Origin of the sequence: Allobosea sp., from assembly GCF_030695125.1 — a bacterium.
In the GTDB taxonomy this organism is placed as follows: domain Bacteria; phylum Pseudomonadota; class Alphaproteobacteria; order Rhizobiales; family Beijerinckiaceae; genus Allobosea.
Genome location: NZ_JAUYTP010000029.1, coordinates 56004 through 81558, shown reverse-complemented (window position 1 = coordinate 81558; position 25555 = coordinate 56004). Strand labels below are relative to the sequence as shown.

24 protein-coding genes are annotated in these 25555 nt (G+C 68.1%); 15 read left to right on the top strand and 9 right to left on the bottom strand.

The features are described from left to right. Positions 1–21: 21 nt before the first annotated feature. The 3 genes from Q8S38_RS08815 to Q8S38_RS08805 are packed head-to-tail and all read left to right on the top strand — an operon-like array spanning position 22 to position 4104. Positions 22–861 carry an ABC transporter permease gene (locus Q8S38_RS08815; RefSeq protein WP_267522831.1) on the top strand — a complete coding sequence of 280 codons (840 nt, stop codon included), beginning with the start codon at positions 22–24 and terminating at the stop codon, positions 859–861. Beyond that, on the top strand, positions 858–2573 hold the full coding sequence (locus Q8S38_RS08810; protein WP_305680048.1) for a dipeptide ABC transporter ATP-binding protein: 1716 nt from the start codon (positions 858–860) through the stop codon (positions 2571–2573). Before Q8S38_RS08815 ends, Q8S38_RS08810 begins: the two co-directional genes overlap by 4 nt. A gap of 46 nt (positions 2574–2619) precedes the next feature. Continuing rightward, positions 2620–4104, top strand: a complete 1485-nt coding sequence (locus Q8S38_RS08805) for an amidohydrolase family protein (RefSeq protein ID WP_305680047.1) — start codon at positions 2620–2622, stop codon at positions 4102–4104. 9 nt (positions 4105–4113) lie between these two features. On the opposite strand, the gene Q8S38_RS08800 is transcribed toward Q8S38_RS08805, so the two are convergent. Then, complete coding sequence (locus Q8S38_RS08800; protein WP_305680046.1) at positions 4114–5313, bottom strand: amidohydrolase family protein; 1200 nt, start codon at positions 5311–5313, stop codon at positions 4114–4116. A 617-nt stretch (positions 5314–5930) separates the two neighbouring features. On the opposite strand from Q8S38_RS08800, the gene Q8S38_RS08795 reads away from it, so the two are divergent. The 4 genes from Q8S38_RS08795 (at position 5931) to hydA (ending at position 9527) form a co-directional block, all read left to right on the top strand. Then, positions 5931–6428, top strand: a complete 498-nt coding sequence (locus Q8S38_RS08795) for a twin-arginine translocation signal domain-containing protein (RefSeq protein ID WP_305680045.1) — start codon at positions 5931–5933, stop codon at positions 6426–6428. Between the two features lie 5 nt (positions 6429–6433). Further along, positions 6434–7060: a ferric reductase-like transmembrane domain-containing protein gene (locus Q8S38_RS08790; RefSeq protein ID WP_305680044.1), complete on the top strand. Its 627-nt coding sequence runs from the start codon at positions 6434–6436 to the stop codon at positions 7058–7060. 188 nt (positions 7061–7248) lie between these two features. Beyond that, positions 7249–8022, top strand: coding sequence for an HpcH/HpaI aldolase family protein (locus tag Q8S38_RS08785; protein WP_305680043.1), 774 nt, complete (start codon positions 7249–7251; stop codon positions 8020–8022). Positions 8023–8078: 56 nt separating this feature from the next. Beyond that, positions 8079–9527 carry a dihydropyrimidinase gene (hydA, locus tag Q8S38_RS08780; RefSeq protein WP_305680042.1) on the top strand — a complete coding sequence of 483 codons (1449 nt, stop codon included), beginning with the start codon at positions 8079–8081 and terminating at the stop codon, positions 9525–9527. A gap of 81 nt (positions 9528–9608) precedes the next feature. Here hydA and Q8S38_RS08775 read toward each other — a convergent pair whose 3' ends face one another. Both Q8S38_RS08775 and Q8S38_RS24985 read right to left on the bottom strand, forming a co-directional pair. Next, positions 9609–10322: a class I SAM-dependent methyltransferase gene (locus Q8S38_RS08775; RefSeq protein ID WP_305680041.1), complete on the bottom strand. Its 714-nt coding sequence runs from the start codon at positions 10320–10322 to the stop codon at positions 9609–9611. A gap of 104 nt (positions 10323–10426) precedes the next feature. Further along, entirely contained in the window at positions 10427–12139 is a 1713-nt protein-coding gene (locus Q8S38_RS24985; RefSeq protein WP_371125860.1) for a serine/threonine dehydratase, read from the bottom strand. 116 nt (positions 12140–12255) lie between these two features. Here Q8S38_RS24985 and Q8S38_RS08760 point away from each other — a divergent pair, with 116 nt between their 5' ends. Then, positions 12256–13131 (top strand): HpcH/HpaI aldolase/citrate lyase family protein, encoded by an 876-nt coding sequence (locus Q8S38_RS08760; RefSeq protein ID WP_305680040.1) that lies wholly within the window; start codon positions 12256–12258, stop codon positions 13129–13131. Between the two features lie 99 nt (positions 13132–13230). On the opposite strand, the gene ppa is transcribed toward Q8S38_RS08760, so the two are convergent. Continuing rightward, positions 13231–13767, bottom strand: coding sequence for an inorganic diphosphatase (ppa, locus tag Q8S38_RS08755; protein ID WP_305680039.1), 537 nt, complete (start codon positions 13765–13767; stop codon positions 13231–13233). Between the two features lie 195 nt (positions 13768–13962). On the opposite strand from ppa, the gene Q8S38_RS08750 reads away from it, so the two are divergent. Beyond that, the gene (locus tag Q8S38_RS08750) at positions 13963–14685 is read left to right on the top strand and encodes a fused DSP-PTPase phosphatase/NAD kinase-like protein (protein ID WP_305680038.1); all 723 of its coding nucleotides are present in this window, start codon (positions 13963–13965) and stop codon (positions 14683–14685) included. Between the two features lie 7 nt (positions 14686–14692). On the opposite strand, the gene Q8S38_RS08745 is transcribed toward Q8S38_RS08750, so the two are convergent. The 3 genes from Q8S38_RS08745 to Q8S38_RS08735 all read right to left on the bottom strand — a co-directional run bounded on the left by Q8S38_RS08745 (position 14693) and on the right by Q8S38_RS08735 (position 17161). Next, the gene (locus Q8S38_RS08745; RefSeq protein WP_305680037.1) at positions 14693–16147 is read right to left on the bottom strand and encodes a hypothetical protein; all 1455 of its coding nucleotides are present in this window, start codon (positions 16145–16147) and stop codon (positions 14693–14695) included. Between the two features lie 134 nt (positions 16148–16281). After that, on the bottom strand, positions 16282–16803 hold the full coding sequence (gene hutX / locus Q8S38_RS08740; protein ID WP_305680036.1) for a heme utilization cystosolic carrier protein HutX: 522 nt from the start codon (positions 16801–16803) through the stop codon (positions 16282–16284). A gap of 10 nt (positions 16804–16813) precedes the next feature. Next, entirely contained in the window at positions 16814–17161 is a 348-nt protein-coding gene (locus Q8S38_RS08735) for an antibiotic biosynthesis monooxygenase family protein (RefSeq protein ID WP_305680035.1), read from the bottom strand. A gap of 276 nt (positions 17162–17437) precedes the next feature. Between Q8S38_RS08735 and Q8S38_RS08730 the strand changes: the two genes are divergently transcribed. From Q8S38_RS08730 to Q8S38_RS08715, 4 genes are all read left to right on the top strand, one after another. Beyond that, a complete protein-coding gene (locus Q8S38_RS08730) occupies positions 17438–18394 on the top strand; it encodes a heme/hemin ABC transporter substrate-binding protein (protein WP_305680034.1) in 957 nt (318 codons plus the stop codon). Positions 18395–18420: 26 nt separating this feature from the next. Beyond that, positions 18421–19497 carry a FecCD family ABC transporter permease gene (locus Q8S38_RS08725; RefSeq protein WP_371125867.1) on the top strand — a complete coding sequence of 359 codons (1077 nt, stop codon included), beginning with the start codon at positions 18421–18423 and terminating at the stop codon, positions 19495–19497. Further along, entirely contained in the window at positions 19490–20323 is an 834-nt protein-coding gene (locus tag Q8S38_RS08720; protein WP_305680033.1) for a heme ABC transporter ATP-binding protein, read from the top strand. The genes Q8S38_RS08725 and Q8S38_RS08720 overlap by 8 nt, the downstream gene beginning before the upstream one ends. 127 nt (positions 20324–20450) lie before the next feature. Then, complete coding sequence (locus Q8S38_RS08715; RefSeq protein ID WP_305680032.1) at positions 20451–20981, top strand: L,D-transpeptidase; 531 nt, start codon at positions 20451–20453, stop codon at positions 20979–20981. Positions 20982–20991: 10 nt separating this feature from the next. On the opposite strand, the gene Q8S38_RS08710 is transcribed toward Q8S38_RS08715, so the two are convergent. Beyond that, on the bottom strand, positions 20992–21939 hold the full coding sequence (locus Q8S38_RS08710) for an NAD(P)-dependent oxidoreductase (RefSeq protein WP_305680031.1): 948 nt from the start codon (positions 21937–21939) through the stop codon (positions 20992–20994). 237 nt (positions 21940–22176) lie between these two features. Here Q8S38_RS08710 and Q8S38_RS08705 point away from each other — a divergent pair, with 237 nt between their 5' ends. After that, on the top strand, positions 22177–22494 hold the full coding sequence (locus Q8S38_RS08705; RefSeq protein ID WP_305680030.1) for a DUF2853 family protein: 318 nt from the start codon (positions 22177–22179) through the stop codon (positions 22492–22494). Positions 22495–22589: 95 nt separating this feature from the next. Here Q8S38_RS08705 and Q8S38_RS08700 read toward each other — a convergent pair whose 3' ends face one another. After that, the gene (locus Q8S38_RS08700) at positions 22590–23891 is read right to left on the bottom strand and encodes an SAM-dependent methyltransferase (RefSeq protein WP_305680029.1); all 1302 of its coding nucleotides are present in this window, start codon (positions 23889–23891) and stop codon (positions 22590–22592) included. Positions 23892–24494: 603 nt separating this feature from the next. Between Q8S38_RS08700 and dctP the strand changes: the two genes are divergently transcribed. Then, positions 24495–25550, top strand: coding sequence for a TRAP transporter substrate-binding protein DctP (gene dctP, locus Q8S38_RS08695; RefSeq protein ID WP_305680028.1), 1056 nt, complete (start codon positions 24495–24497; stop codon positions 25548–25550). Positions 25551–25555 lie beyond the last annotated feature (5 nt).

Genomic DNA, 25555 nt, shown 5'->3' with positions numbered 1-25555 from the left:
TCGGTCTGGCTCGCCGGGCTGATGGCCGTCGTCATCGTGGCGGCGGCCGCCCTGGCACCGCTGATCGCGCCGTTCGATCCGACCGATCTGACCAGCTTCAACCTGATCGACGCGGAGCTGCCGCCGCGCTTCTCGCCCGATGGCGATCCGCGCTTCCTGCTCGGCACCGACAACCAGGGCCGCGACCTGCTCTCCGCCATGCTCTATGGCGCGCGCGTCTCGATCCTGATCGGCGGTGGCGCGGTGATGGTGGCGGCGGTGGTCGGCGTCGGGCTCGGCCTGATCGCGGGCTATTTCGGCGGCTGGGTCGATGCCGCGATCATGCGCTTCGGCGACATCATCCTCAGCTTTCCGACGATCCTGCTCGCCCTGCTCGTTGCCGGGGTGGCGCGGATGCTGTTTCCCGCAGCGAGTTCGGCCGAATGGGCGCCCTTCATCCTGATCGGGGCGATCGCGATCCATGAATGGGTGCAGTATGCGCGCACCGTGCGGGCCGCGACCATGGTCGAGAGCGCGCGCGACTATGTCCGGGCGGTTAAAGTGATCGGCCTGCCCTCCCGCCAGATCATGCTGCGGCACATCCTGCCCAATGTGATGGGGCCGGTGCTGGTCATCGCGACGATCAACCTCGCCGCCGCCGTGCTGACGGAAGCCACCCTCTCCTTCCTCGGCGTCGGCATGCCGCCGACCTATCCCTCGCTTGGCACGCTGATCCGCATCGGCAACGAGTTCGTCTTCTCCGGCGTCTGGTGGATCGCGCTGTTTCCGGCACTGCTGCTGGTGCTGCTGGTCCTCGGCGTCAACATCGTCGGCGACTGGCTCCGCGACCTGTTCAACCCGAAGCTGCGGGGGCGCGGATGAGCGCGGTTGCCCCCATCCTCGCCATCGACCGGCTGCGGATCGAATACCCGCTGGCCGATGGCGGCGTGCTGACGGCCGTCGAGGGCGCCACGCTCTCGATCGCGCCGGGCGAGATCCATGCGCTGGTCGGCGAATCCGGCGCGGGCAAGACGACGATCGGCAATGCGGTGCTCGGCCTGCTCGAAAAGCCCGGCCGGATCGCCTCGGGCACGATCGCGCTCGACGGCCAACCCTTCGACCCGCAGAGGCCCGGCGCAGTCCGGCTCGGCCGCGACATCGGCGCGGTGTTCCAGGACCCGATGACGAGCCTGAACCCGCTCTTCACGATCGAGAGCCAGATCGTCGAGACGCTGCGCGCGCATCTGCCGCTCGACCGGAGCGCGGCGCGGGCGCGGGCGCTGGAGTTGCTGAAGGCGGTGGGCATTCCCGAGCCCGAGCGGCGGCTGTCGGCCTATCCGCACCAGCTCTCCGGCGGGCAGCGCCAGCGCGTCGTCATCGCCTGCGCGCTGGCCTGCGAGCCGCGGCTGCTCGTGGCCGACGAGCCGACGACCGCGCTCGACGTCTCGATCCAGGCGCAGATCCTCGATCTGCTGCGCGGGCTGGCCGATGAGCGCGGCATCGGCATCCTGCTCGTCACCCACAATATGGGCGTCGTCGCGCAGATCGCCGACACGGTGACGATCATGCATCGCGGCCACATCGTCGAGAGCGGGCCGGTGGCGCAGGTCCTGCGCAATCCCCAGGCGGACTATGCCAAGGCCCTGATCGGCGCCGTGCCACGCATCGACATCCGGCTCGACCGCTTTCCGATGCTCGACGGGGCGAACCAGACCGAGGCCGGGGCCGCCCGGGACCAGCTGCGGGCGAAGGCCCTGGCCGTCGGGGACCCGTCGTCGGGTCGCGACGTGCCGCTGCTCAGCGTCGACAACCTGAGCGTCGACTATGGGGCGGGCTTCCTCGCCGGCCGTGGCGCCCGCGCCTTCCGGGCCGTCGACGGTGTGAGCTTCGAGATCAGGCAGGGCGAGGTTTTCGGCCTCGTCGGCGAGTCCGGCTGCGGCAAGACCACCATCGCCAATGTGGTGGCGGGCCTGCGGGCGCCGACCGGCGGCACGATCCGCTTCGATGGCCAGGTGATCGCCGGCGCTGAGGCGGCGCCGCGCAAGGGCAAGGCCCGTCGCGCGATCCAGATGATCTTCCAGGACCCCTATTCCTCGCTGAACGCGCGAATGCGGGTCGGTCGCATCCTGGCGGAGCCGATTCTGTTCTACGAGCTGGCGCGGACGCGGGCCGAGGCTGAGGCCGATGTCGGCCTGCTGATCGAGGCCGTCGGCCTGCCGGCGGAAGCCGCACAGCGCTTCCCGCATGCCTTCTCCGGCGGCCAGCGCCAGCGGCTCTCGATCGCGCGGGCGCTGGGGGCGCGGCCGCGACTGATCGTCTGCGACGAACCGACCTCCTCGCTCGACGTCTCCGTCCAGGCGCAGATCCTCAACCTGCTGAAGGACCTGCGCGACGCGACCGGGCTGACGCTGCTGCTGATCAGCCACGACCTCGCGGTGATCCGCCAGATGTGCGACCGGGTCGCGGTGATGCGCGCAGGGCGGATCGTCGAGATGGCGGCCGCCGAGACGCTCTTCACGGCCCCGCAGGCCGACTACACGAGGCAACTGCTCTCGCTCGTGCCGACGCTCGAGCGCATTCGCGGCGAAGTCTGACGGCCGGCTTCACCGAACAGAACACATAGAGCCCGAGGAGACGACCATGACCGACATCCTGATCCAGCACGGCGTCGTCGTGACGATGGACGGCACCCGCCGCGTCATCGAGGATGGCGCCGTCGCGATCAAAGGCGACCGGATCGTCGCCGTCGGCACCAGCGCCGAACTCGCGATCAGCTATGGCAACGCCGCGACCATCATCGACGCCGCCGGCAAGATCGTGATGCCGGGCCTGATCGACGCGCACACCCATGCCGGCCACGGCCTGATCAAGACCATGGGCGGTGGGCGAAGCGACGAATGGTACGAGGTCTGCCACAGGGTCTACACCATCGCCTCGACGCCGGAATGGTGGCGCGCGGAGGCGCAGCTCGCGGCGCTGGAGCGGCTGCGCTTCGGCGTGACCACGGCGGTCGCGCTGCTGGGCGGCGGCGACACGATCATGCGCTGCGACGAGCCTGTTTATGGCGAGGCGCATCTCGACGGCGTCGCCGAGGTCGGCACGCGCTCGGTGCTGGCGGTCGGCGCGACGCGCCCGCCCTTCCCGCGCACCTATGCCCGCTTCGAGAACGGCGAGACCAAGGAGCACGCCACGACCTTCGAGGACATGTTCGCGACCTGCCAGTCGCTGGTCGAGACGCAGCATGGCCGGCTCGGGAAGCGGCTCAACATCGCGCTGATCACGCCGACGCTGCGGGCCGAGCACGAGGCCGGGCTGAGCGCGTCGGATCTGGCCGATGCGCGCGCGCAGGGCCGCCGCATGTCCGATTTCGCCAGGGAAGCCGGGCTCGTCTTCACGCAGGACGGGCACACCAAGGGCAGCGTCGCCTATGCCAAGGAGCTCGGCATCCTCGGTCCCCATGCGCTCCTGTCCCATTCGACGGCGCTGACCGATGAGGAGATCGCGATCGTCGCCGATACCGGCACGCATATCGTCCATAATCCGTCCGCGGTCGCCTCGATCCTGGCGCGCTGCCCGGTGACGGAGCTGCTGGAGGCCGGCGCCAATGTCTGCCTCGGCTCGGATGCGACGGCGCCGGACCGCTCGGGCGACATGTTCCGGCACATGCAGCAATGCATGCATTACCACCGCACCTTCCACCACGATCCGAGCTGGCTGCCGCCGGGACGGGTGCTGGAGATGTGCACGGTCGATGCGGCGCGGGCGCTCGGCATGGCCGACGAGATCGGCTCGCTGGAGGTCGGCAAGAAGGCCGATGTCGTGCTGCTCGACTGGCGCCGGCCGCATCTCTACCCGGCCAACATGCCGCTGTTCCGGCTGGTCTATTTCGCCAATGGCAACGACGTCGACACCGTCATCGTCGATGGCCGGATCGCGCTGCGCGGCCGCAAGGCGCTATTCGTCAACGAGGATGCGGTGCTCGACACGGCGCAGGCGCAGACGGAGTGGATGCTCGACTACTGCGGCTTCCGGCCTCTGCTGGAAACGCCGGCGAGCTTCTGGGGCCAGGTGCGCGCCATGGACCAGGTCGAGGCGCGCAGCCTGTCGGGGCTGAAGAAGAACTGAGCTCCGGCCTCAGGGCGCCGGGCGCAGCGGCACCCCGTCGCGGGCGACGATGCGGCCGCGCTTCAGGACGCGGCGGTTGGGCGAGCGGTTGACGACCGCCTCGGCCAGCGTCTCGCCGGGCAGGATCAGCAGGTCGGCGGCGCAGCCCTCGGCCAGCCCGTAATCGGCGACCTCCATCAGCTTCGCGCCCTCGACGGTGCAGGTGTCGAGCGCGAGCCGGACCTCGTCGTCGCGGCGCAGATTGTTGCGCAGGCCGACCAGCACGGCGCGCTCCAGCATGTCGCCATTGCCATAGGGGTTCCAGGTGTCGCGGATGCCGTCGGAGCCGGCGGCGATGCGGATTCCGGCGGCGAGCATGCGCTTGACGGCGGGAACCGGGCGGCTCGCCGGTGCCGTGGTGACGATGGCGATATCGAGCGCCGCGATAGCCTCGATCAGCGGATCGACCAGCGCGGGATCGGGCGTGCCCAGGCAGAAGGCGTGGCTGACCGCGACCTTGCCCTGCATGCCGAGCGCCCGCGTCCGCTCGATGATCAGGTCGAGCGAGAAGGCGCCCATCTCGCCCGGCTCGTGCAGATGGATGTCGAGCGGCTTCCCGTAGCGCTGGCAGAGGCCGAAGATCGCGTCGAGATGGCCCTTGGGGTCGCGGTCGATGCCGCAGGGATCGAGCCCGCCGACGACGTCGCAGCCGGCCTTCATGGCCGCATCCATGATCTCGAGCGTGCCGGGGCGGCGCAGCAGGCCTGACTGCGGAAAGGCGACCAGCTCGATATCGACGATGTCGCGCCAGGCATCGCGCGTCGCCATCACCCCCTCGATGCCCCAGAGCCCATGCTCGGTGTCGACGTCGACATGGCTGCGGATATGCGTCGCGCCGAAGACCGAGGCCCGCACCGCCTGCCTCGCCGACTGGCGGGCGGGCTCGATGTCGAGCCGTTTCTTGTTCATGCGCTCGTTGTCGATCTTGTCGAGCAGGTTCGGGCCGACCTCGTTCACATACCAGGGCAGGCCGAGCAGGTTCTTGTCGAGATGGGTGTGCGCCTCGACGAGGCCGGGCACGACGATCTCGCCGCGTCCCTCCTCCACCGGGATACCCGGCCCCGATGCGATCATCGGCGCCATGCGCGCGATCCTGCCGCCTTCGATCAGGATGTCGGTTGCCGCGCCGCCATAGGGACGGACATTGCGCAGCAGCAGGGACGCCGTCATCGCTCGCTCTCCTTCTCGCCGACCGTGGCGCGCGATTGTCTGCGCGCCGGCCGCTCGCATTGGCGCTGCATGCATCATGGGATTGCTATTGCATGCATTTTCTTGACGCAAGCCGCGGCCTATCGCGACCCGGCCGGGCAGGGCATCGCGATCATGGAACAGGTCGAGGCGCTCGTCAGCCTGCGTGCCGCACGCGTGTCGCAGCGGCCGGCACTCGCCTGAGTTCGCGCTGCTGCGAGATGATATCGGCAGGCCTGTCCGAGGCCCAGCGGTGCGCAGATTTGTCTGACACGAAGGTCGGCAGGCGATGCAGACACGCCGCGCCTGTTGGGCTGCCGCGGTCGAGAGCGGTTCGAGCCACCGCTCGAGCGGTCCCGTCCTGACGACCGAACGCGATTTTGTGAAGAGCCCCTGAGCGCAGGCGCCTTGTCGGGTCCGGAGAGCGCAAGCTCCTGTAAACAAATCCAAAACAACGGCGTCGCGGGTTTCGTCGGTGGATTTGGGCGGCGGGGCCGCGAACGCCACGCTCTTGTCTGCCCGAAACCCGCCCCCTTTATGGATGATGTCAAGAGCCCGACCGATTGCGTCGATTGCGAAGCAGGACCGGAGAGATCGCTGTGAGCCACGACCCCTCAACCCGCCGCAGGTTTCTGGCAGCCGGGGCTGCCGCCGGCGCCGCGCTGCTGACCGGCGCCCCCGGCCTGTTGCGCCCGGCCAGCGCTCAGGGCCTGGCGCCGACGCCGACCATGCCGGGTGGAGCCAACAATTATATCCCCGGCGCCCCCGTGGTCGGCCGCATCGGCAATGGCGGGTTCTGGATGACGGGCACCGTGCGGCGTGCGGGCGATGGCGCCCCGCTGTCGGGTGTCCGCATCCAGATCTGGGCCCATACGACAGAGGGGCGCGAGAATGACCGGCACAGCCATGGCGCCACGCTGACGGGGCCCGATGGAGTCTTCCGGCTGGAGATGCCGCAGATCATCCCGGCCTTCGGCCAGGCTCATGGCCATCTCGCCTATGAAGGCGACGGTTTCAGGACGGTCTTCCTCCGGCCCGTGATGGCCAGCGCGCGCAACACCAGCCTCAGCGCTCACTTCGTCCTGCAGCCGGTCTGAGCGGCTTGAGGTCTGGTCGGGCTGTTCTGATCTGGGCCGCGCTCGTGATCGTGGTGGCGACGCCGATCGGGCTTGCGGCGACGAGTCCGCTGATCGCCTGGCGCGACGGCGTCTACATCGCCTCCGGATTGGCGGGGATCCTGGCGCTGGCGCTCCTGCTGGGCCAGCCTTTGCTGGCTGGCGGTTATCTGCCCGGCCTGGGCGCGCTGCGCGGTCGTCGCCTCCATCGCTGGCTCGGAATCGCGCTGGTGGCGCTGATCGGGCTCCATGTCGCGGGGCTGTGGCTGACGAGCCCGCCGGATGTGATCGATGCGCTGTTGTTTGCGTCGCCCACCCCGTTTTCAGCCTGGGGCGTCGTCGCGATGTGGGCCAGCTTTGCCGCCGCGACATTGGCGCTGCTGCGGGCTCGCCTGCGCATCGCGCCGAAGGCCTGGCGCATCGGGCATACGGCGCTTGCGGTCGTGATCGTCGTCGGCAGCGTGGTCCATGCGCTGCTGATCGAGGGGACGATGGAGCCGCTGTCCAAGGCCGCATTCTGCGCACTGGTGCTGCTGGCGACCGCCAAAGTGGTCCTCGACCTGCGCGTCTGGGTCTTGATCGCACGCACGAGGCGGGCGGCGAACCGCCCCTAGCCCTGCGCCCGATCGAGGTCGCGACTCTGCTCAGACTGTCATGCGGCCCGCGTGGCTCGACGCGCCGACGCGCAGCAAACTGACGCGAGGGGCAAGACAACGAAACGGTTGGCATCCCGTGCGCAATGTGCATGCCATTTGCATGGGCCTTTCCCGTTTTTGTGCGGTCCCTGTCGAGGCGAACGATCATGCGAGAGACGTTGCGACGGCGCCTTGATGCGGGCGTCCTGTCGATCGGGCTGGCGGCCTGCGTGGTGCGCACGGTCGAGATCGTGACGGTGGCGCGCAGTTGCGGCTTCGATCTGCTGCTCGTCGACATGGAGCATGGCCCGATCGCGATCGGGGACGCGGCCTCGATCAGCGTGACGGCGTTCGAGGCCGGGCTGCCCTGCCTGGTGCGGGTCGGCGGTCCCTATGCGCCCGACCTCGCCCGCGTGCTGGATTGCGGTGCAGAGGGTGTTGTCGTGCCGCATGTCGAAACCGCGGATGAAGCCCGTCTCGTCGTCGAAAAATGCCGCTTTCTGCCCGCCGGCAAACGCTCTTTGCCGAGCCCGCTGGCGCGGCTCGGCTTTCGCGTGCCGCCGGCCGCGCAGATGATGGCCGAGATCGAGACGGATACCGTCGTCGTCCTGATGATCGAGAGCGCGCTCGGGGTCGCCAATGCCGAGGCGATCGCGGCCGTTGATGGCGTCGACATGCTGATGATCGGCGCCAACGATCTGGCGGCGGATATGGGCCATGTCGGCGCCGTCGAGCATCCCGCTGTTCTGGCAGCCTTTGCGTCCATAGCCGGAGCGGCTGCGGCGCATGGCAAGGCTTTTGGCGTCATCGGGGTCGGGGAGGTGCTGTTGCGCAGCCATGCCTATGATCTCGGCGCGAAACTGATCGTCGCCACCAACGACATCAACCTCCTGATCGACCGCGGCCTGGAGGTTGCAGCGCGGGTGCGCGGGCTGGCCTGACGACATCGCAGGCAAGGGCCGTCGATGCGGCGGGACAATCACTCTGGAGACCGGACATGGCCTACGATCTCATCATCGCCAACGGCACGATCGCCACCGCATCGGATGTGTTTTCCTGCGATGTCGGTATCCGCGACGGCGTCATCGTGGCGCTCGGGCATGATCTCGGCCCGGCGACCCAGGTGATCGACGCCACCGGCCACCTCGTCCTGCCCGGCGGCATCGACAGTCATGTCCATATCGCCCAGCCCAGCGGCGACGGCATCGTCATGGCCGACGATTTCGCCTCGGGCACGCTTTCGGCGGCGTTCGGCGGCAACACTACCGTGATGCCGTTCTGTATGCAGGAGAAGGGCACGTCGCTGCGCGAGACGGTGAAGGATTATCACAAGCTGGCGGAGGGGCGCTGCTACACCGACGTTTCCTTCCATCTCGTCATTTCCGAGCCGACCGAGCAGGTGCTGGGGCAGGACCTGCCGGCGCTGATCGAGGACGGCTACACCTCTTTCAAGGTCTTCATGACCTATGACGGGCTCGCTTTGAACGACCGCGAGATGCTCGAGGTGATGTCGGTGGCGCGCGAGACCGGCGCGCTCGTCATGGTCCATGCCGAGAACTATGACGCGATCCGCTTCCTGACCGACCGGCTGGAGCGCGGCGGGCACATCGCGCCGAAATTCCACGGGACGTCGCGGCCGATTCCCGTCGAGCGCGAGGCGACGCATCGCGCGATCTCGCTCGCCGAACTCGTCGATGTCCCCGTGATGATCGTCCATGTCTCGAACCGCGAGGCGATGGAGGAGATCGCGCGCGCGCGTTCGCGCGGCCTCAAGGTCTATGGCGAGACCTGCCCGCAATATCTGGTGCTGACCGAGAAAGACATGGACGGCCTCAACATGGAGGGCGCCAAATATGTCTGCTCGCCGCCGCCGCGCGACACCGCCAGCCAGCAGGCCTGCTGGGAAGGGCTGTCGAACGGCATCTTCAACGTATTCTCCTCCGACCATTGCCCGTTCCGCTATGACGACCCGGCCGGCAAGCTGATCCCGAAGGGCAAGACCTCCTTCCGCTGGGTGCCCAACGGCATCCCCGGCGTCGAGACAAGGCTGCCGATCCTGTTCTCGGAAGGGGTCGGCAAGGGGCGGATCACGCTGAACCAGTTCGTCGCGCTGTCGGCGACCAATCACGCGAAGACCTACGGCCTGACCAAGAAGGGCTCGATCGCGATCGGCATGGATGCCGACATCGCGATCTGGGACCCCAAGCGCGAGGTGACGATCAGCCAGTCCCTGCTGCATCACGGCAGCGACTATACGCCCTATGAGGGCATCGCGGTGACCGGCTGGCCGATGACCACGATCCTGCGGGGACAGGTGCTGGTGCGCGACGGCGAGCTCGTCGGCAGGCCGGGGCAGGGCGGGCATGTCGCGCGCGAGCGCTCGGCGCTGGCCGCCCCAGCGGGGCAGCTGCCGACCTCGTTCGAGCCGGCGGGGCGATACAGATGAGCATGATCGCGGCGTCGGGGCTTGATGGCCGGCGCAGCGGCAAGGCTGCCATTTCAAAGGCGGGACGTTAACCTGCGTCCGTCAGGGATCGGGGTTGCCTGCCGGGGCCGGGACCTTGAGATGGTGCAGGCGCAGCGGCTGGCGCAGCCGGTAGCCGCCCTTCACATACTCGGCCAGGGTGAAGAAGCGCTTCATCACCCGCTCCCGCTCTTCGATGGCCTTGTCTCGTCGCGCCGGGTCGATGGCGACAATGCGGTCGATGAAGTCGGTGACGGTGGCGTAGCTTTCGACGCGGTCATACTCGCTCTTCGCGACGAGAAGCAGCCGCCCGTCCTTGATCGCCGCCTTGATGGCGTCCTGCGCATCGAGCCGAATCTGCGTCTCGTCCTCGATCGGGCGCATCGACTGGAAGAAGGTTCCCTCTGGCAGCGGTTCGACCACGATGATGTCGCCGCCCGGCTCGACGATCCGCGCGGCCTCCGCCAGCGCGGTCCCCATGCCTGCCACCGGGACATGGTGCAGGCTGTTGACGAAGAGCGCGGCATGGACGGCCCCGTCGGTGAAGGGCAGGCGTTCCGCACCGGCCTGGCGCAGGATCGCGGTCGGAGCGGTACGGCGCGCCTCGGCCAGCGCCTCCGGGTCGGGGTCGATGCCCGCGACTTTGGCGCCCGCCTCGGCCAGCGCCTGCAGCAGGGCGCCGCGTCCGCAGCCGATCTCGACGATGCGGCGCTCCTCGAGCGGCGCGAGGATCGCCTTGATCAGCCTCAGGGTGTCGTTGACCGGACGCTCTGGCATGGGACGCAAAGTTTAACGCAAGGGAAGTCCGATCAGGCAAGCCTTCCACGCGGGCCATTCACGACGGCGGCGCATGGCGTCGGCAGCCCGACGACAAGCCGGCGTCAACCGGTCAGGGTGGCGAGCTTGCCGAGGTCGACATTGGCACCGCAGACCAGCACGCCGAGCCGCTCGCCGCTGGCGGGTTGGTAGGCGCCGCAGAGCAGCGCGCCCAGCGCGGCGGCGCCACCGGGCTCCACCGCCAGCCTGAAATCGCGCCAGAGCGTGACCTGCGCATCGCTGATCGCGGTGTCGGGGACCAGGACGACATGATCGACGCTGTCCTTGCAGACCTCATAGACGAGCGGACCGACATTGCGGGCGCCGAGCGAATCGGCGGCCACAGAGGCGACCTTGACGTCGACGGGCCCCTTGGCTTCCAGCGCCGCCTGCAGGGCGCGCGACCCTGCCGGCTCGACGCCGACGACCTTGACCTTCGTCCCGGCAAACCAGGCGGCGATGCCGGAGATCAGCCCGCCGCCGCCGACCGCGACCAGCACGGTGTCGAGATCGAGCTCCTGCCCCTGCCATTCATGGCCGAGCGTGCCCTGGCCGGCGATGGTTTCCCTGGCCGCGAAGGGGTGGATCTTGAGCGCACCGGTTTCGGCGACATAAGCGTCGCAGGCGGCCTGCGCGTCGTCATATTGCGCGCCGCCGATCACGACCTCCGCGCCGAAGCGGCGGATCGCCTCGATCTTGGCGGCGGGCGAAATCTCGGGGACGAAGATCCGCGCCTTCACGCCGCGCGCGCGAGCGGCATAGGCGACCGCCGCGCCGTGATTGCCGCCCGAGGCTGCCGCGACGCCGGCTGCGGGAACGTCCAGCGAGAGCAGGTTGTTGAAGGCGCCGCGCGTCTTGAAGGAGCCGGCATGCTGGAGGCATTCGAGCTTCAGCGAGATGTCGGCCTGCGAACCGAAGGCTCCGACGCCCAGCCGCATCACGGGGGTGACGCGGGCATGGCCCGCAATGCGCTGCGCAGCGGCTTCGATCATCGGGCGCGGGACGGGGCGGTCGGTCATGGCGGGGTCCTGTGGCGGCGGGCGGTCCGGCCAGTAGGTCCAGATCGCGATGGGCAATCCGTGGCTATCGCGTCCCGGTGGTTCGGGGAAGGGCCGTCCGCGCCCGGCCTGGATGTGCCGCGCGACGACCAGGGCGGCGAGCGCATCGAGCATGTCGTCGGCACCGGCGCCCCTGGGGGGCTGCGCCTGCAGGGTTGCCGCCGGGATGCCGGCTGCGATCAACAGCGTCCGTCGCTGCGCCATGCCGGTGGGGTTGATCGTGCCCTTGATCTTCTTGGGGTGGGCGAGGGGCGCTCCATTCATGGTGGCGAAGGCGAGTTCGGGATGAACCTCGAACACGCGGTCGCGCAATCCGGCCTCGGTTCTGAGCAGCGTGTCGATTTCGCGCATGCGCGGAAAGAGGTGGAAGCCCTGTTTGGAGACCTTGCGCGGCGGCTGGGACGTCGCGAGCGCCAACCGGCAGGCCTGCGCATAGTCAGGAGCTTCGACCGCCGCACGGGCGGGGATCGAGAAGACCGATGACTGGCGCTGGCCGAGGAGGGCGCGCACGCTCTGCTCAGGGCTGCGGCCCGAGCCCTCGATGCGATCGGGCAATCCGATCGGCATGTCGATCGCCACGACCGCAAATGCTGGCTTGAGCGCGAACAGATCGGCGATCGACGCGATCACATGGAGGGTCGGGAGAGCTTCGCTCGCGAGGTCGAGAACGGCCGCGATCCAGCCGGCCTTGCACCCGTCCACGCCCGCGATCCAGCTCATCGACCCGCCTTCCGTCTTCGCCTTTCGCAGAACTGACGTTGCATGCGCGGCGCGTCTAGTGTGCAGTGCAGCGAAACTTTTTGGGAAGGCGCCGGTCCGGCGCCGGGAGACAATAAATGCCGACGATCCGCCCCCGCCGCAGCGTGCTCTACATGCCCGGCTCCAATGCCCGCGCCCTCGAAAAGGCCCGCGAGATTGCCGCCGACGCGCTGATCCTCGACCTGGAGGACGCGGTGGCGCCCGAAGCGAAGGCCTCGGCCCGCGACCAGGTCTGCGCCGCCGTGAAGGCCGGCGGCTATGGCCGGCGCGAACTCGTGATCCGCACCAACGGCGTCGACACGCCCTGGTTCATGGACGATCTCGCGGCTGCGGTCGAAGCCAAGCCTGATGCGATCCTGATTCCCAAGGTCTCGGCGCCCGAGACGCTGCAACTGATCGGCGCGCAGCTCACCGGGCTCTGGGCGGAGCCGACGCTGCGCGTCTGGGCGATGATCGAGACGCCGCTCGCCATCCTCGACGCCGAGAAGATCGCGCATGCGGCGCAGGATCCGCGCGTGCGCCTGTCCTGTTTCGTGATGGGCACCAATGATCTCGCCAAGGAGACGCGCGCCCGCTTCGTGCCCGGCCGCGCGCCGATGCTGCCCTGGCTGACCAGCGCGATCCTGGCGGCCCGCGCCCATGGGCTCGACATTCTCGACGGCGTCTACAACGACCTGAAGAACGAGGATGGCTTCCAGGCCGAGTGCGAGCAGGGCCGCGACCTCGGCTTCGACGGCAAGACGCTGATCCATCCGGCGCAGGTCGCACAGGCCAATGCCGTGTTCGCGCCCGGCGAGGCGGAGTTGGCCCAGGCCCGCGCGATCATCGCCGCGTTCGCACAGCCGGAAAACCAGGGCAAGGGTGCGATCCAGCTCGGCGGGCGCATGGTCGAATTGCTCCATGCCGAGATGGCCAAGCGTGTGGTGGCGCTCAGCGAGGCGATCGGGGCTTGAGCTAGGCTCGTCAGGCTCCGGCTCGACCCGAGCATCCCTTGACGATGAGATTCTCGGGTCCGCGCAGGCGCGGCCCGAGAATGACGCCCCGGCGCGGTCTTACGCCTTCGCGGCCTTGGCCCGCTCCATCGCCTCGACGATGAGCTCCTTGGCCTTCTTCGCGTCGCCCCAGCCGGTCAGCTTGACCCATTTGCCGGGCTCGAGATCCTTGTAGTGCTCGAAGAAGTGCTGGATCTGGTCGAGCGTGATCTTCGGCAGGTCGGTGTAGTTGTGGACGTTCTCGTAGCGCTTGGTCAGCTTGGGGACCGGCACCGCGATGATCTTCTCGTCGCCGCCGCCCTCGTCCTCCATCATCATCACGCCGATCGGGCGCACCGCGATGTAGGAGCCGGGAATCAGCGGGCGGGTGTTGGCCACCAGCACGTCGCAGGGGTCGCCGTCCTCGGACAGGGTGTGCGGAATGAAGCCGTAGTTTCCGGGGTAGCGCATCGGGGTGTAGAGGAAGCGGTCGACGAAGAGCGTGCCGGCTTCCTTGTCCATCTCGTACTTGATCGGCTCGCCGCCGATCGCCACCTCGATCACAACATTGACTTCGTCGGGAGGGTTCTTGCCGATGGAGATGGCGTCGAGGCGCATTGTGTTGAGACCTGTCAGGATGGGAAACGGGCGTCTTATGAGGGTTTGCGTCGAAAACGCCAAGCCCGACATTAGCACCAGTCTCCGGCCCCCGTCCTGCCCCGCCGATTTGCGCTCGCGCCGCCGCGCTGGTATCGGGCGCGGCATGACATCTCATTCGAGCCGTGCGGGTCTCGCTCCCGGCGGGCTGCGCCCATGTTGAGCCGGATGCGCCCCGACGAGGAGCGCTATGCCAGGCGCATGGCCCGCATCGCGCGCTGGGACCGGCCGATCGAAAGCCGCGGCCAGCGGCTGCGCGCCTGGGCCAACATGCTGCTGGTCGACCATGGGATCTTCCGGCTGGCCTATCTCAATGCCCACAAGGTCACGCCGCGACTGTGGCGGGCCGCGCAGCCCGCGCCGGGGCAGATCGCCTGGTTTGCGAGCCAGGGCGTGAAGACGATCGTCAATCTGCGCGGCGGGCGCGAGCACGGCTCCTGGCCGCTGCAGCGGGAAGCCTGCGAACGTCACGGCATCGCGCTGGTCGATTTCGTGCTGCGCTCGCGCGGCGCGCCCGATCGCGAGACGATCCTGTCGGCGGGCGATTTCTTCGCGACGCTGCAGGAGCCGGCGCTGGTCCACTGCAAATCGGGCGCCGACAGGGCCGGGTTCTTCTCCGCGCTCTATCTGCTGATTCACGAAGGGCGGCCGCTCGACGAGGCGACACGGCAATTGTCGCTGCGCTACGGACATTTCCGCTTCGCCAAGACGGGCATTCTCGACGCGTTCTTCGACGCCTACCGGGCTGAGGGCGCGGCCAAGGGCATCGCCTTTCTCGATTGGGCGCGGGACGTCTACGATCCCGTGCGTCTGGAAAGCAGCTTCAGGCCGGGTTTCCTGTCGTCGCTCCTGGCCGATCGCCTGATCCGCAGGGAGTAGCGGCGGATCAGGAGGCCGCGGCGCGCGCGCCCGCGACATCGGCGCCGCCGCGATGGCGGTGTGCCTGTCCGCTCCAGGCGAACAGGACATGCGCGGCCGCCCGGGCCAGAGAGATCGCGCCCACCGCATAGAGCAGGTCCCGGGAGAGTTCGCCGAACCAGAGGATCGTCGCGACGATGGCAAACAGCGCGATGGCATGGGCAGCCAGTTGCCAGCCCGTGGTGCGCGCGAGCGCGGCGATGTCATGGAGCGGGTTGAACAGGGCGATGCCGGCGTAGAACATCGTCATGATCGCGATGACATGGCCGACGCCGGACCATCTGCTGCCATCGAACAGGTCGTCGAAATGGCTGGTGCCCAGCGCAATCGGCCCATAGACGCCGATCGTGCCCGCAATCAGGGCCAGCGTGGTCCAGCGCACCCAGACCTGCCGCCGCTGACCGCTCTGGCGCCGCAGGCCGTTCATCAGGAGCGGGCCCGACACCATGCCGAACATCTGCGTCGGCATGTCGAGCAGGCGCATCGCCAGCGCGACCTGCGCGGCCAGCAGCGGATCAGTGGCGTAGGGCAGTGCCATCAGCGGCGCGGCGGTGAAGGCGAAAGACAGCAGCGCCGCAGGCAACAGGATGCGCGGCGCATCGCTCCAGCGTTTCGCGCCCCAGGCCAAAGCGCGCAGCGACCAGAGCCGGGGCCGCGCGAGGGCAAAGATGTTCTCGCGTCGCCGGATCATGACATGGATCGCCGCAGCCCAGTGTCCGAGCGCATCGGCCAGGAACAGCGCCAGCGCCTTGGGTCCAAACAGCCCGATCAGCAGCAGCATGAGGCAGGGCTGGACCAGTGCCTGCATCAGATTGCTGTTGCCGATGGCGCGGAAGTCGCCTTCAGCCGTCGCCTCGGCCCAGAGCAGGCGCAACACCGCGCGGGCCGCCAGCGAGAGGAAGAAGACCAGCGCGACGGCCGGCGCGATCCAGCCCGTCGCGGCGAGGCCGATCAGCACGACGGCCACCAGCCCGAGGAAGGCGGCGCCGCTCGCCAGAGCGAGCCGGAAGGCCAGCGCGAGTTCGCGGCCGTCACCACTGCGGAAGAACACGGCCTCGAGCCGCATGAGGGCCGGGATCGAAACGAAGGCCGCCGCCGCCGAAAATACGGCAAAGGCTGCGAAGATATGCGGCGGGCAGAAATAGGCGGCGACCAGCAGGCCCCAGACCGAGATCATCCGGGCCTGGACGAAACGCAGGCCCAGCATCACGGCGGAGGCGAGGCTCTGGCGCAAAGCCGGAAGGCGCGCGACGAAGCGCCGCCCCTGCACGAAGGCCAGGGCGGGACGGTTCGGCGGAAAGCTCGCCCTTTCCAAGGCGACATGTGCGACCATGTCGATACCTGCGGCTGGACCATCGGACGGGCTTTCGCCGGTCATGTCGCGCGGGCTGCCCGGCGAACCGGGCTCGTCAGTCGCGCTCACGATGGCTCGGCCCTAGGGGATCGAGGCTGCGCCAACAGGGTTAAGGGGTCGTAAAGATGCGGCATCACAAACCAGGGATGGGCCTGCGCCCGGAACGGGCACAGACCCTCCAAATCAGGCGGCTGAATGGCCGTTCAGTTGAATTTTGTTTTCAAGGCTTCGAAACGCGCCAGCTGGTCGGGCAGCAGCGCACGCTCGGCATCCCGGCGGACGAACACCTTGAACATCACCTCGCCGGCTCCGTTGAAGAACTGGACGGAGCAGACGCGGCGGCTCGGCAGCTGGCGATCGACCACATAGATCGCGGCGCAGTTGGCGGCCTTGATATGGCCGCCGATGGGGCTGTCGCCATGGATGTTGTAGTAGCCATGGCCGAAGGAGCCGATCGGTAGCGCGCCCTCGCATTCCAGTACGATATCGGGCGTGTTGACGAGGAGCATCACCGTTCCCCAGGAGGCCAGCTCCTGCCAGAGCGCCTCGAAACGCTCCGCGGCGATCAGAATGCGTCCCTCGGGGGGCATCAGCTCGAGGACGGCGCGGGTGGACACCCCGGCCTCGCGCGCCAGCGTTTCGACCATGGCATCGGGCTTCTCGGCGAGGAGGAGCCGGGCGCGCGCAATCCCGTCCTGTGCATCGATCGTCAGGCTGTCGGACATGGCGTCGGCCTCACTCGGCCGCCTGGAGGGGCAGGCGCGGGTTGGTCTCGCTCAGCACCGTCTCGAAGCCCTCGAATTCGGGATGGCCGAGGAAGAGCGGCTGCTCGCGCTTCTCGCCGGCGTTGCGGTGCGAGTCCCGGAACTGCTCCGATTTGGTCCAGGCCGTGAATTCGGCTTTCGAGGCCCAGGTGGTGTGCGAGGAGTACAGGGTATGGTCCTCCTTCTCCGGGCCCTTGAGCAGATGGAAGGCGAGGAAACCCGGCATTTCGTCGAGGCGGGTCTTGCGCGTCGACCAGACGGTCTCGAAAGCAGCCTCCTGGCCCTTTGCGACCTTGAAGCGGTTCATGGCGATGAACATCGGAATTGTCCTGTTGTCTGAAGTCTGGTCTGGCGGCGGTCAGGCGGGCGCGACGACATCCATGCCCGACCGGCATCTTGCCCGGTGTCGCGGCCTTCGTCATGCCCTTGACCGTTTCTAGTAAAGCTGAATATCAACGTCAACAACGCCGGTGTGTTTCTTAGTTTTGAATAATTAAAAACTACGGATTACTTGGTCTGATTGATATCAAGGTGGTGGTTCCGAGCCCTTCGCTTGCCATAGGGAAGCAGAGCCACCTCCGATCGGAGATCTGTCATGCGCGCTTTCAACTTCCTCTCGACGGGCCGACCTCGCCAGCCCGACCGGCGCGAACTCTCGGCAGCGATCGGCCTGACGTTGCTGGCTGCTGGCAGCCTGTTGCTGCCGGCGAGCCTGGCCGGGCCGGCGCTGGGCCAGGCGCCGCCGCGCATCGTCGCCGTCGGTGGCGTGATCACCGAGGTGATCTATGCGCTGGGCCTGCAGGACCGCATCGTCGGCGTCGACTCGACCAGCCTGTTCCCGCCGGAGGCGCTGCGCGACAAGGCGAGCGTCGGCTATGTCCGGGCCTTGTCGGCCGAGGGCGTGCTGTCTCTGAAGCCCACCCAGGTGATGCTGATCGACGGGGCGGGGCCGCCCGGCGCCGTGTCGCTGCTGAGCGAATCCGGCGTCGGCATCGCGCGGATCCCTGACGAGACCAGTGCCGAGGGCGTCGCCTCCAAGATCGAGGCGATCGGCGGCGTGGTCGGCGCCGTCGAGCCGGCCAAGCGGCTGGCGGCGCAGACGCGGGCCCGGTTCGAGGAGCTGACAGCGCTGCGCAGCGCCATCGCCAAGCCCCGGCGGGTGCTGTTCGTGCTGTCGCTGCAGAATGGCCGGGTGATGGTCGGCGGGCGCAACAGTTCGGCGGATGCGATCATCCGCCATGCCGGGGCCGTCAATGTCGCCGACGGGATTGAAGGCTACAAGACGATGACGGACGAGGCGATCATGGCCGGGGCGCCGGATGTGATCCTGATGATGCGCAACAACGCCAATCATCTCTCCACGCCCGAGGAACTCTTCGCCATGCCCGCTTTCGCGGAGACGCCGGCGGCGCGGCAGAAGCGGCTCGTCAGCATGGACGGGCTCTATCTGCTCGGCTTCGGCCCGCGCACGCCGCTGGCCGCGCGCGACCTGATGGCGGCGATCTATCCCGAGGCGGCGATCCCGCCGCTGAAGACCGCGAACGCGCCGTGACGCTCGCCGCACCGTCCGTGTCGCACCTGCCGGCCGGCCTGGCGACGCTGGTTGCCGGGCGACGGCGGGTTGCAGCCCTTGCGGTCGGCGGGTTGGTGCTCGGCTGCATCCTGCTGGCGTTGGTCGCGATCGGTCAGGGCGCGATCAGCATCGCGCCCGGCCGCGTCGCCGAGATCCTGTGGGCGCGGCTGACCGGCGACGTGGCGCTGCTCGAGGGCCGCAACGTGCTCGTGGTCATGAACATCCGCCTGCCGCGCGTTCTGCTCGGCCTGCTGGTGGGGGCCGCGCTGGCGGTCTCGGGGGCCTTGATGCAGGGGCTGTTCCGCAATCCGCTGGCCGATCCCGGCCTCGTCGGCGTCTCGGCCGGAGCGGGGCTGGCTGCGGCGGCGACGATCGTGCTGGGGGACCGGTTCCTGAGCGGCACGCTGATGAAGCTGCCCTTCGCCGTGCTGCCCTTCGGGGCGTTTTGCGGCGGGTTGATCTCGACGCTGGCGCTTTATCTGATCGCGACCCGCCAGGGCCGGACCTCGGTGGCGACCATGCTGCTGGCCGGGGTGGCGCTGGGGGCGCTGTCGGGCTCGATGACCGGGCTGCTCGCCTTCATCTCGGACGACCGGCAATTGCGCGACCTGACCTTCTGGTCGATGGGCAGCCTCGGCGGCGCAAGCTGGACCAAGCTGAGCGCAATCGCGCCGATCGTGATTCCGCTGCTGCTGGCGATGCCGCTGCTGGCGCGCGGCCTCAACGGGCTGATGCTGGGCGAGGCGGAGGCCTATCACCTCGGCATTCCGGTCCAGCGGATCAAGGCGCTGGCGATCCTGCTGGTGGCGCTCGCGGTCGGCGCCAGCGTCGCGGCGGCCGGGGCGATCGGTTTCGTCGGGATCGTCGTGCCGCATCTCATCCGGCTGGCGGTGGGGCCCGATCACCGTCTGCTGCTGCCGCTGTCGGCGCTGGGCGGGGCGATGCTGCTCGTCGGCGCCGATATCGTCGCGAGGCTGGTCGTGGCGCCGGCCGAGCTGCCGATCGGCATCGTCACGGCGGCGATCGGCGCGCCGTTCTTCCTGTGGCTGCTGCTGCGTCGCGCGGGGCCGCTCGATGTCTGAGCCGCGGCTTCAAGACGCCCTCGTCTGCGCACGGGGCCTCGGCTTCACCACCGGGGGGAAGGCGCTGGTGCGCGACGCGACGCTCGATCTCGTGCCGGGCACGACGACGATCCTGATCGGGCCCAACGGGGCCGGCAAATCGACGCTGCTGAAGCTGATGACCGGCGAGGTCAGGGCTTCGGCCGGTGATGTCGCGATCGACGGTGAGACCCTCACGGCCATTCCCGCCTGGCGGCTGGCCTGCCAGCGCGCCGTCATGGCGCAGCATGCGCGGCTGGCGTTTCCCTTCAGCGTCTATGAGGTGGCGAGCCTCGGCGTCGATGGCGTCGGTCGGGCGATGCCGCGTCCACGCCGCGACGCGCTGGTGGGCGACTGCCTGGCGGCGGCAGGCGTGCTCGATCTGGCCGGGCGCCAGTACCAGACCCTGTCGGGCGGCGAGCAGCAGCGCGTGCAGTTCGCCCGCACGCTCTGCCAGATCGAGGCCGGGCGCAGCATCGCGCCGCGCCAGGCGCTGTTCCTCGACGAGCCGATCGCCAGCCTCGACCTGTGCCATCAGCTCGCTTTGCTCGACATGGCGCGGGCCATCGCCGCGCGCGGCGTCGCGGTGCTGATCGTGCTGCACGACCTCAATCTGGCGGTGACCTATGCCGACCATCTGGTGGTGATGGATCAGGGGCAGATCATCGCGCAGGGCGCGCCGGCCAAGACGCTCGACGATGCGCTGCTGCGCCAGGTCTTCAAGGTCGATCTCTCGCTCAGCCGGGCGCCGGCGCCGGGCCTCCCCTTCCTCCTGCCGCAGCAGCACCGGATCAGCCCGGCGGCCTGACGGGCACGCAATCGCGGGGATTCAGTGGCGATTCATCCTGAATCCGGCTTCACCATATCGCTCAACCGCTGATTCAGGGGATCGGCGTCAGATCACCCGCCAGTCCTGACATGCGGGAGATGCGACCATGGCCAGACGCCACGCTGCGATGACGCTGATGCTTGCGGCCGCCCTGACGCTGCCGCTCCTCGTCATGGCCGGAGGGCCCGCGGCGGCGCGCGAAATCGTGCAGGCGCCCGATGCGCGCTATCGCCCGGGCACCATCGTCATCAGGACCGGCGAGCGGAGGCTCTATCTGGTCACGGCGCCCGGCGAGGCGATCCGCTACACCATCGCCGTCGGCAAGGCCGGCAAGCAGTGGCGTGGCGTGAAATATGTCGAGGAGATGCAGGTCGATCCGGCCTGGAGCCCGCCGGCCTCCGTCAGACGCGACAATCCTCGTCTCCCCGACGTCATTCCCGGCGGCTCGCCGCGCAACCCGATGGGCGCGCGCGTGATCGGGCTGGGGCCGGGCGGCGAATACGCCATCCACGGCACCAATATGCCGGCCACGATCGGCACCGCGGCGTCCTATGGCTGCTTCCGCATGCACAACCACGACGTCGCCGATCTCTATGCCCGCGTCCGCATGGGCACGCCCGTGGTCGTGCTGCCCTGACCCGCGCGCCTTAGAGCGGCACGCCCGAGGGCAGCGGCTCCCCGGCGAAGAACGCGTCCAGATTGCGCAGCAGCAGCGCCTGCTGCGCCGCCTGGGCGCTGTCGGCCATCGCCGCGATGTGCGGGGTCAGGACGACGTTGTCGAGCGCCTTGAGGCGCTCGGGAACATGCGGCTCGTGCTCGAAGACGTCCAGCCCGGCGCCGGCGATAACGCTCGTCTCCAGCGCCTCGCAAAGAGCCTCCTCGTCGATGGCGATGCCACGCGAGATGTTGACGAGATGACCGCTGGGGCCGAGCGCCCGCAGCACCGGCGCACTCACCGCATGGCGGGTGTCCGCACTGGCGCGGACCGCCACCATCAGCACGTCAGCCCACTCCGCCAGGCCGCCCAGGCTGTCGCGGTAGAGATAGGGTAATTCAGGGCGCGGCGAGCGGTTGTGGTAGCCGATCTCCATGCCGAAGGCCGAGGCCATCGTCGCGATCCGGCCACCGATGGCGCCGAGGCCGTAGATGCCGAGTCTGCGGCCGCGCAGGCCGGGCACGATCGGCATGCGTTCGATCGCGTTGCCCTGCCAGCGCCCGGCGCGAATGAAGCGGTCGCCCTTGCCGATCTGGCGAACGCTGGCGAGCATCAGGCCGACTGCGAATTCGGCGACGGCGTCGGCATTGGCGTCTGCGGCATTGCTGAGCAGGATGCCGCGTGTCTTGGCATGCGCTTGGTCGACACCTTCGATGCCGGTGCCGTAGCAGGCGACGAGGCCCAGATTCGGGAGGGCGTCGATCAGCGCGGCGTCGGTGCGCCAGCCGCCGACGGTGAGGAGCACGCGAGCCGCTTCAGCCCCGGGCGGCAGGGCTTCGGGGGCCGCCCGGTCCATCGGCCCCAGCACCTCGTAATCCTGGCGCAGCCGCGCCACGAGGGCGGCGGGCATTTTCGGGGCCATCAGAATCGTCGGCTTCATCGGTCGCAGCGCTCCGTCCATCATGCTGCATCGCAACATCTGGTCGCGCCGAACTCAACCCGCATCGCCGCGGGGGCCCGTATCCGCCACGCGCATCGCCATCGCGCGAACCCGGCGTGAAAAAGATTCGGGCTAGCCTTTTTGAGGCCTCGCCCCGGTTCCGGAAGCGCGTTAACGTAACGTTGCGACAACAGGAAACCGGGCGCAGCGTCGTCCCGGACAAAAAGGGGGCTGACGATGGATCATCTGGCTGACGTCAAGAAATTCGCCAAGAAGCCGCTCAACGAAGCGGCCTTTGCCGGCATGTCGAAGTCCTATGCACTGGTGATGAGCAAGCCCGACACGCGCTATGTCGCCTGTTCGGACGCGACCGAGCTCGAGCGCGTCCGCGAGAATTTCCTGAAGAAGAAGCTCGGTCTGAAGAGCGACGACCTCGACGCTTCGGTCAAGGCGATCTGCGAGCACATGAAGGCCGACAAGACCAAGTCGCGCCTGACGTTCTATTATCTGCTCGCCGAGCATTACGGGAAGCTCGACGCCTTCGTGAAGAAATAGGCTGGACGTCATTCTCGGGCGAAGCGAAGCGCAGACCCGAGAAACTCGATCCGGAGATGCTCGGTTCGAGCCCGAGCATGACGCAAGCGACGCCTCTACCGATAGAGGTCCGCCCGCGTCAGCGGCAGGCCCGAAGCGCCCTTGCGGCGCTTCGAGGCCAGCGTCTGGTTGACCAGCGCACCACCGCGCTCGAAGGCGAGCGAGCAGCCGGCGAGATAAAGCAGCCACATGCGCGTCCGCTCGGGGCCGATCTCGGCCTCGGCCTCGGCCTTGCGCGCGTCCAGCCGCTCCCACCACAGCCGCGTCGTGCGCTGGTAATGCTCGCGCCAGCCCTCGACGTCATGGACCTCGAAGCCATGGCGCTCGAGATTGGTGATCGACATGCCGAGATGGTCGAGCTCGCCGCCGGGGAAGATGTAGCGCACCAGCGCGCGGTACTCGGCGGGCATCCTGTTGAAGGCCTTGTCGGTCTTCTTGGCGCGGCGGGAAATGGTGTGGTGCAGATAGAGGCCGCGCGGGCGCAGCAGCCGGTTCACCGCGCGGAAATAGTCCGGGTGGTTGCGGATGCCGACCTGCTCGAACATGCCGATCGACGAGATCTTGTCGAATTGCCCCTCCATCTGCGTGTAGTCTTGCAGATGGAGCGTGACGCGGTCGGTGAGGCCAAGCCGCTCGACCTTCTCCCGGGCGAGCTTCAACTGTTCCTCGGCCAGCGTCACGCCATGCGCCTCGACGCCGTAATGCTGGGCGGCGTGGCAGACGAGCGCGCCCCAGCCGCAGCCGATGTCGAGGAAGCGGTCGCCCGGCTTCAGGCGCAGCTTGCGGCAGATCATGTCGAGCTTGTCGCGCTGGGCGCGGCCGATATCGCCATGGTCCTCGGTGAAGTAGGCGCAGGTGTAGACCATCTCCTCGTCGAGGAAGAGCCTGTAGAAGGCGTTCGAGACGTCGTAGTGATAGGCGACATTGGCCTTGTTGGTCGCGGGGGCGCCATCGCGTGCGATCTCGTCGCCCTTGCGATGCGCGACGGCGCTGGGCGCGGAGCCCGGAGCGAAGATGAAGCGACGGACGACGTCGAACACGGCGGCCTTCGGAATCGTGCGCGCCAGCCGGCCGATCTTGCCCTCGGGCCGTGCTGTGGCGAGATCGAAGATCGACCCGTTGAGCAGGGCGATGCGGTCGCTGATGTGCAGGTTCAGCAGCGTGTCGAGTTTCGGCTTGCGCAGCAGCGCGGCGACGGCGCCGGAATCGCGGATGGCGATGGCGAGCCCGTCCTGTGGCCAGGTGCCGGGGACGCGGCTGCCGTCCCAAAGCTGGAAGCCGAGCTTCAGCCCGAGTTTCTCATGGGCTTGCGTCAGGAGATGTCGCAACGCCGCGAGGCGCTTCTGCTCTTGGTCCATGCCGTCATTCCCGCCCGATCATCGCGCTGTCTTTGGCCGCGCTGTGCGCCGATGACAAGCCGTCGCAGGGCATGGCGCCGATCCAGGCGCGGGCTGCCCATGCGGTGCGCTGGATTGACACTGCGCTTGGCCGGTTTTCTGATGACGTCCTCGCAATGAGGCGAGCCTCGATAATCGTGTTGTCCAGCCCGGTTGCCGCGCTGCAAGCACCGTGCTGATATATGTCATAATGTTTGTGGAGCGGGCGCCTGGATCGCCCCTCAGTGAAATTTTTGATCTGTTTTGGGGCGGCTGGCGCGATCCTTGCCTGCGGTTCTGTGACGAGACCCGCTGCAAATGCGCGGGCGATATATGATGTGATGCGCGGTGCGCCGTTGGGCTTGCATGGCGCAGATGAGCGGGGGGAGAGCGAGGTTGTCGGGGAACGGGACATCGCCACGGAGCAGCCTGACGATAAGGGCGCTGCGGAATGATGGTGATGCCTCTGCCCGGCCGACCTTCCGTCGTTACGATCAAGCCAACCATCGCGCGCTGCCGAACCACGGCAGATCGGCCGACGCGCAGATATCGACAAGGGCCGCACCAGAGGGAAAGGCTAACAACATGACCGGATTCAAGACCGCTGCCGCGCTCGCCATCGCAGCAGGATTTGCGTTTGGCGCCCCGGGCGCCCTGGCGCAGAACAAGATGGAACTCAACATGGCCACGCCCTGGGCGGGCGGCCATTGGCTCGACATCGGCGCCAAGAAATATGCCGAGAACGTCGAGAAAATGACCGAGGGCCGGATCAAGATCAACGTCTTCCCGGCCGGCGCGCTCGGGCCGGCGCTGAAGGTCACGGAAACGGTCCAGAAGGGCGTCGCCGATATGGGCCATAGCTGGCCGGGCTACGACTGGGCGGTCGATCGCACCGGCGCGATCTTCTCGGGCTGGTCGGCGGGGCCCAACCCCGAAGAGATGATGATGTGGCTCTACAATGGCGGGGGTGCCGATCTCTGGAAGCAGTGGCGCAAGGAGAAGTTCGACGTCGTCGCCTTCCCCTGCGGCGTGCTGGAGACGGAGTTCTTCATGCACTCGCACAAGCCGATCCGCACCGTCGCGGACATGAAGGGCCTCAAGCTGCGCACCTCGTCCTCCTGGGCCGAGATCGCGCCGATGCTGGGGGCCTCGACCGTGGTTCTGCCGGGCTCGGAGGTGTTCAGCGCGCTCGAGCGCAAGGTCGTCGACGCCATCGAATGGGGCGGCCCGGGCAGCAACCTGTCGGAGGGTTTTCACAAGGTCGCCAAATACGTGATCATGCCCGGTCTGCATGCGCCGTCGGGCGCGCATGACTGCGTTTTCAACAACGCCGTCTGGGCCAAGATCGGCGACAAGGACAAGCAGTTGCTGGAGCTTGCCGGCCGCCTGACCGTGCTCGACACCTATCTCGGCTACGCCAAGAGCGATCTCGATGCCTACAAGCAGATCAAGGCGAGCAACATCGAGGTGATCCAGGTCGATCCGAGCCTGACGGCCGCCGTGGTAAAGGCGTCGGGCGAGTGGGCCGACAAGCAGGCGGCTTCGAACGCCTGGTTCAAGAAAGCCTATGACAGCCAGAAGGCCTTCATGGCCAGCGTCAAGCCGCTGAGCGAATTCCGCTTCGCCATCGGCTCGCGCTGATCCTT

Excerpts from the sequence above, each read along its gene's own strand:
- Q8S38_RS08815 (WP_267522831.1), top strand. The coding sequence starts at position 22 with ATGGCCGTCGTCATCGTGGCGGCGGCCGCCCTGGCACCGCTGATCGCG.
- Q8S38_RS08810 (WP_305680048.1), top strand. The coding sequence starts at position 858 with ATGAGCGCGGTTGCCCCCATCCTCGCCATCGACCGGCTGCGGATCGAA.
- Q8S38_RS08805 (WP_305680047.1), top strand. The coding sequence starts at position 2,620 with ATGACCGACATCCTGATCCAGCACGGCGTCGTCGTGACGATGGACGGC.
- Q8S38_RS08800 (WP_305680046.1), bottom strand. The coding sequence starts at position 5,313 with ATGACGGCGTCCCTGCTGCTGCGCAATGTCCGTCCCTATGGCGGCGCG.
- Q8S38_RS08785 (WP_305680043.1), top strand. The coding sequence starts at position 7,249 with ATGCGAGAGACGTTGCGACGGCGCCTTGATGCGGGCGTCCTGTCGATC.
- hydA (WP_305680042.1), top strand. The coding sequence starts at position 8,079 with ATGGCCTACGATCTCATCATCGCCAACGGCACGATCGCCACCGCATCG.
- Q8S38_RS08775 (WP_305680041.1), bottom strand. The coding sequence starts at position 10,322 with ATGCCAGAGCGTCCGGTCAACGACACCCTGAGGCTGATCAAGGCGATC.
- Q8S38_RS24985 (WP_371125860.1), bottom strand. The coding sequence starts at position 12,139 with ATGAGCTGGATCGCGGGCGTGGACGGGTGCAAGGCCGGCTGGATCGCG.
- Q8S38_RS08760 (WP_305680040.1), top strand. The coding sequence starts at position 12,256 with ATGCCGACGATCCGCCCCCGCCGCAGCGTGCTCTACATGCCCGGCTCC.
- ppa (WP_305680039.1), bottom strand. The coding sequence starts at position 13,767 with ATGCGCCTCGACGCCATCTCCATCGGCAAGAACCCTCCCGACGAAGTC.
- Q8S38_RS08750 (WP_305680038.1), top strand. The coding sequence starts at position 13,963 with ATGTTGAGCCGGATGCGCCCCGACGAGGAGCGCTATGCCAGGCGCATG.
- hutX (WP_305680036.1), bottom strand. The coding sequence starts at position 16,803 with ATGTCCGACAGCCTGACGATCGATGCACAGGACGGGATTGCGCGCGCC.
- Q8S38_RS08735 (WP_305680035.1), bottom strand. The coding sequence starts at position 17,161 with ATGTTCATCGCCATGAACCGCTTCAAGGTCGCAAAGGGCCAGGAGGCT.
- Q8S38_RS08730 (WP_305680034.1), top strand. The coding sequence starts at position 17,438 with ATGCGCGCTTTCAACTTCCTCTCGACGGGCCGACCTCGCCAGCCCGAC.
- Q8S38_RS08720 (WP_305680033.1), top strand. The coding sequence starts at position 19,490 with ATGTCTGAGCCGCGGCTTCAAGACGCCCTCGTCTGCGCACGGGGCCTC.
- Q8S38_RS08715 (WP_305680032.1), top strand. The coding sequence starts at position 20,451 with ATGGCCAGACGCCACGCTGCGATGACGCTGATGCTTGCGGCCGCCCTG.
- Q8S38_RS08710 (WP_305680031.1), bottom strand. The coding sequence starts at position 21,939 with ATGAAGCCGACGATTCTGATGGCCCCGAAAATGCCCGCCGCCCTCGTG.
- Q8S38_RS08705 (WP_305680030.1), top strand. The coding sequence starts at position 22,177 with ATGGATCATCTGGCTGACGTCAAGAAATTCGCCAAGAAGCCGCTCAAC.
- Q8S38_RS08700 (WP_305680029.1), bottom strand. The coding sequence starts at position 23,891 with ATGGACCAAGAGCAGAAGCGCCTCGCGGCGTTGCGACATCTCCTGACG.
- dctP (WP_305680028.1), top strand. The coding sequence starts at position 24,495 with ATGACCGGATTCAAGACCGCTGCCGCGCTCGCCATCGCAGCAGGATTT.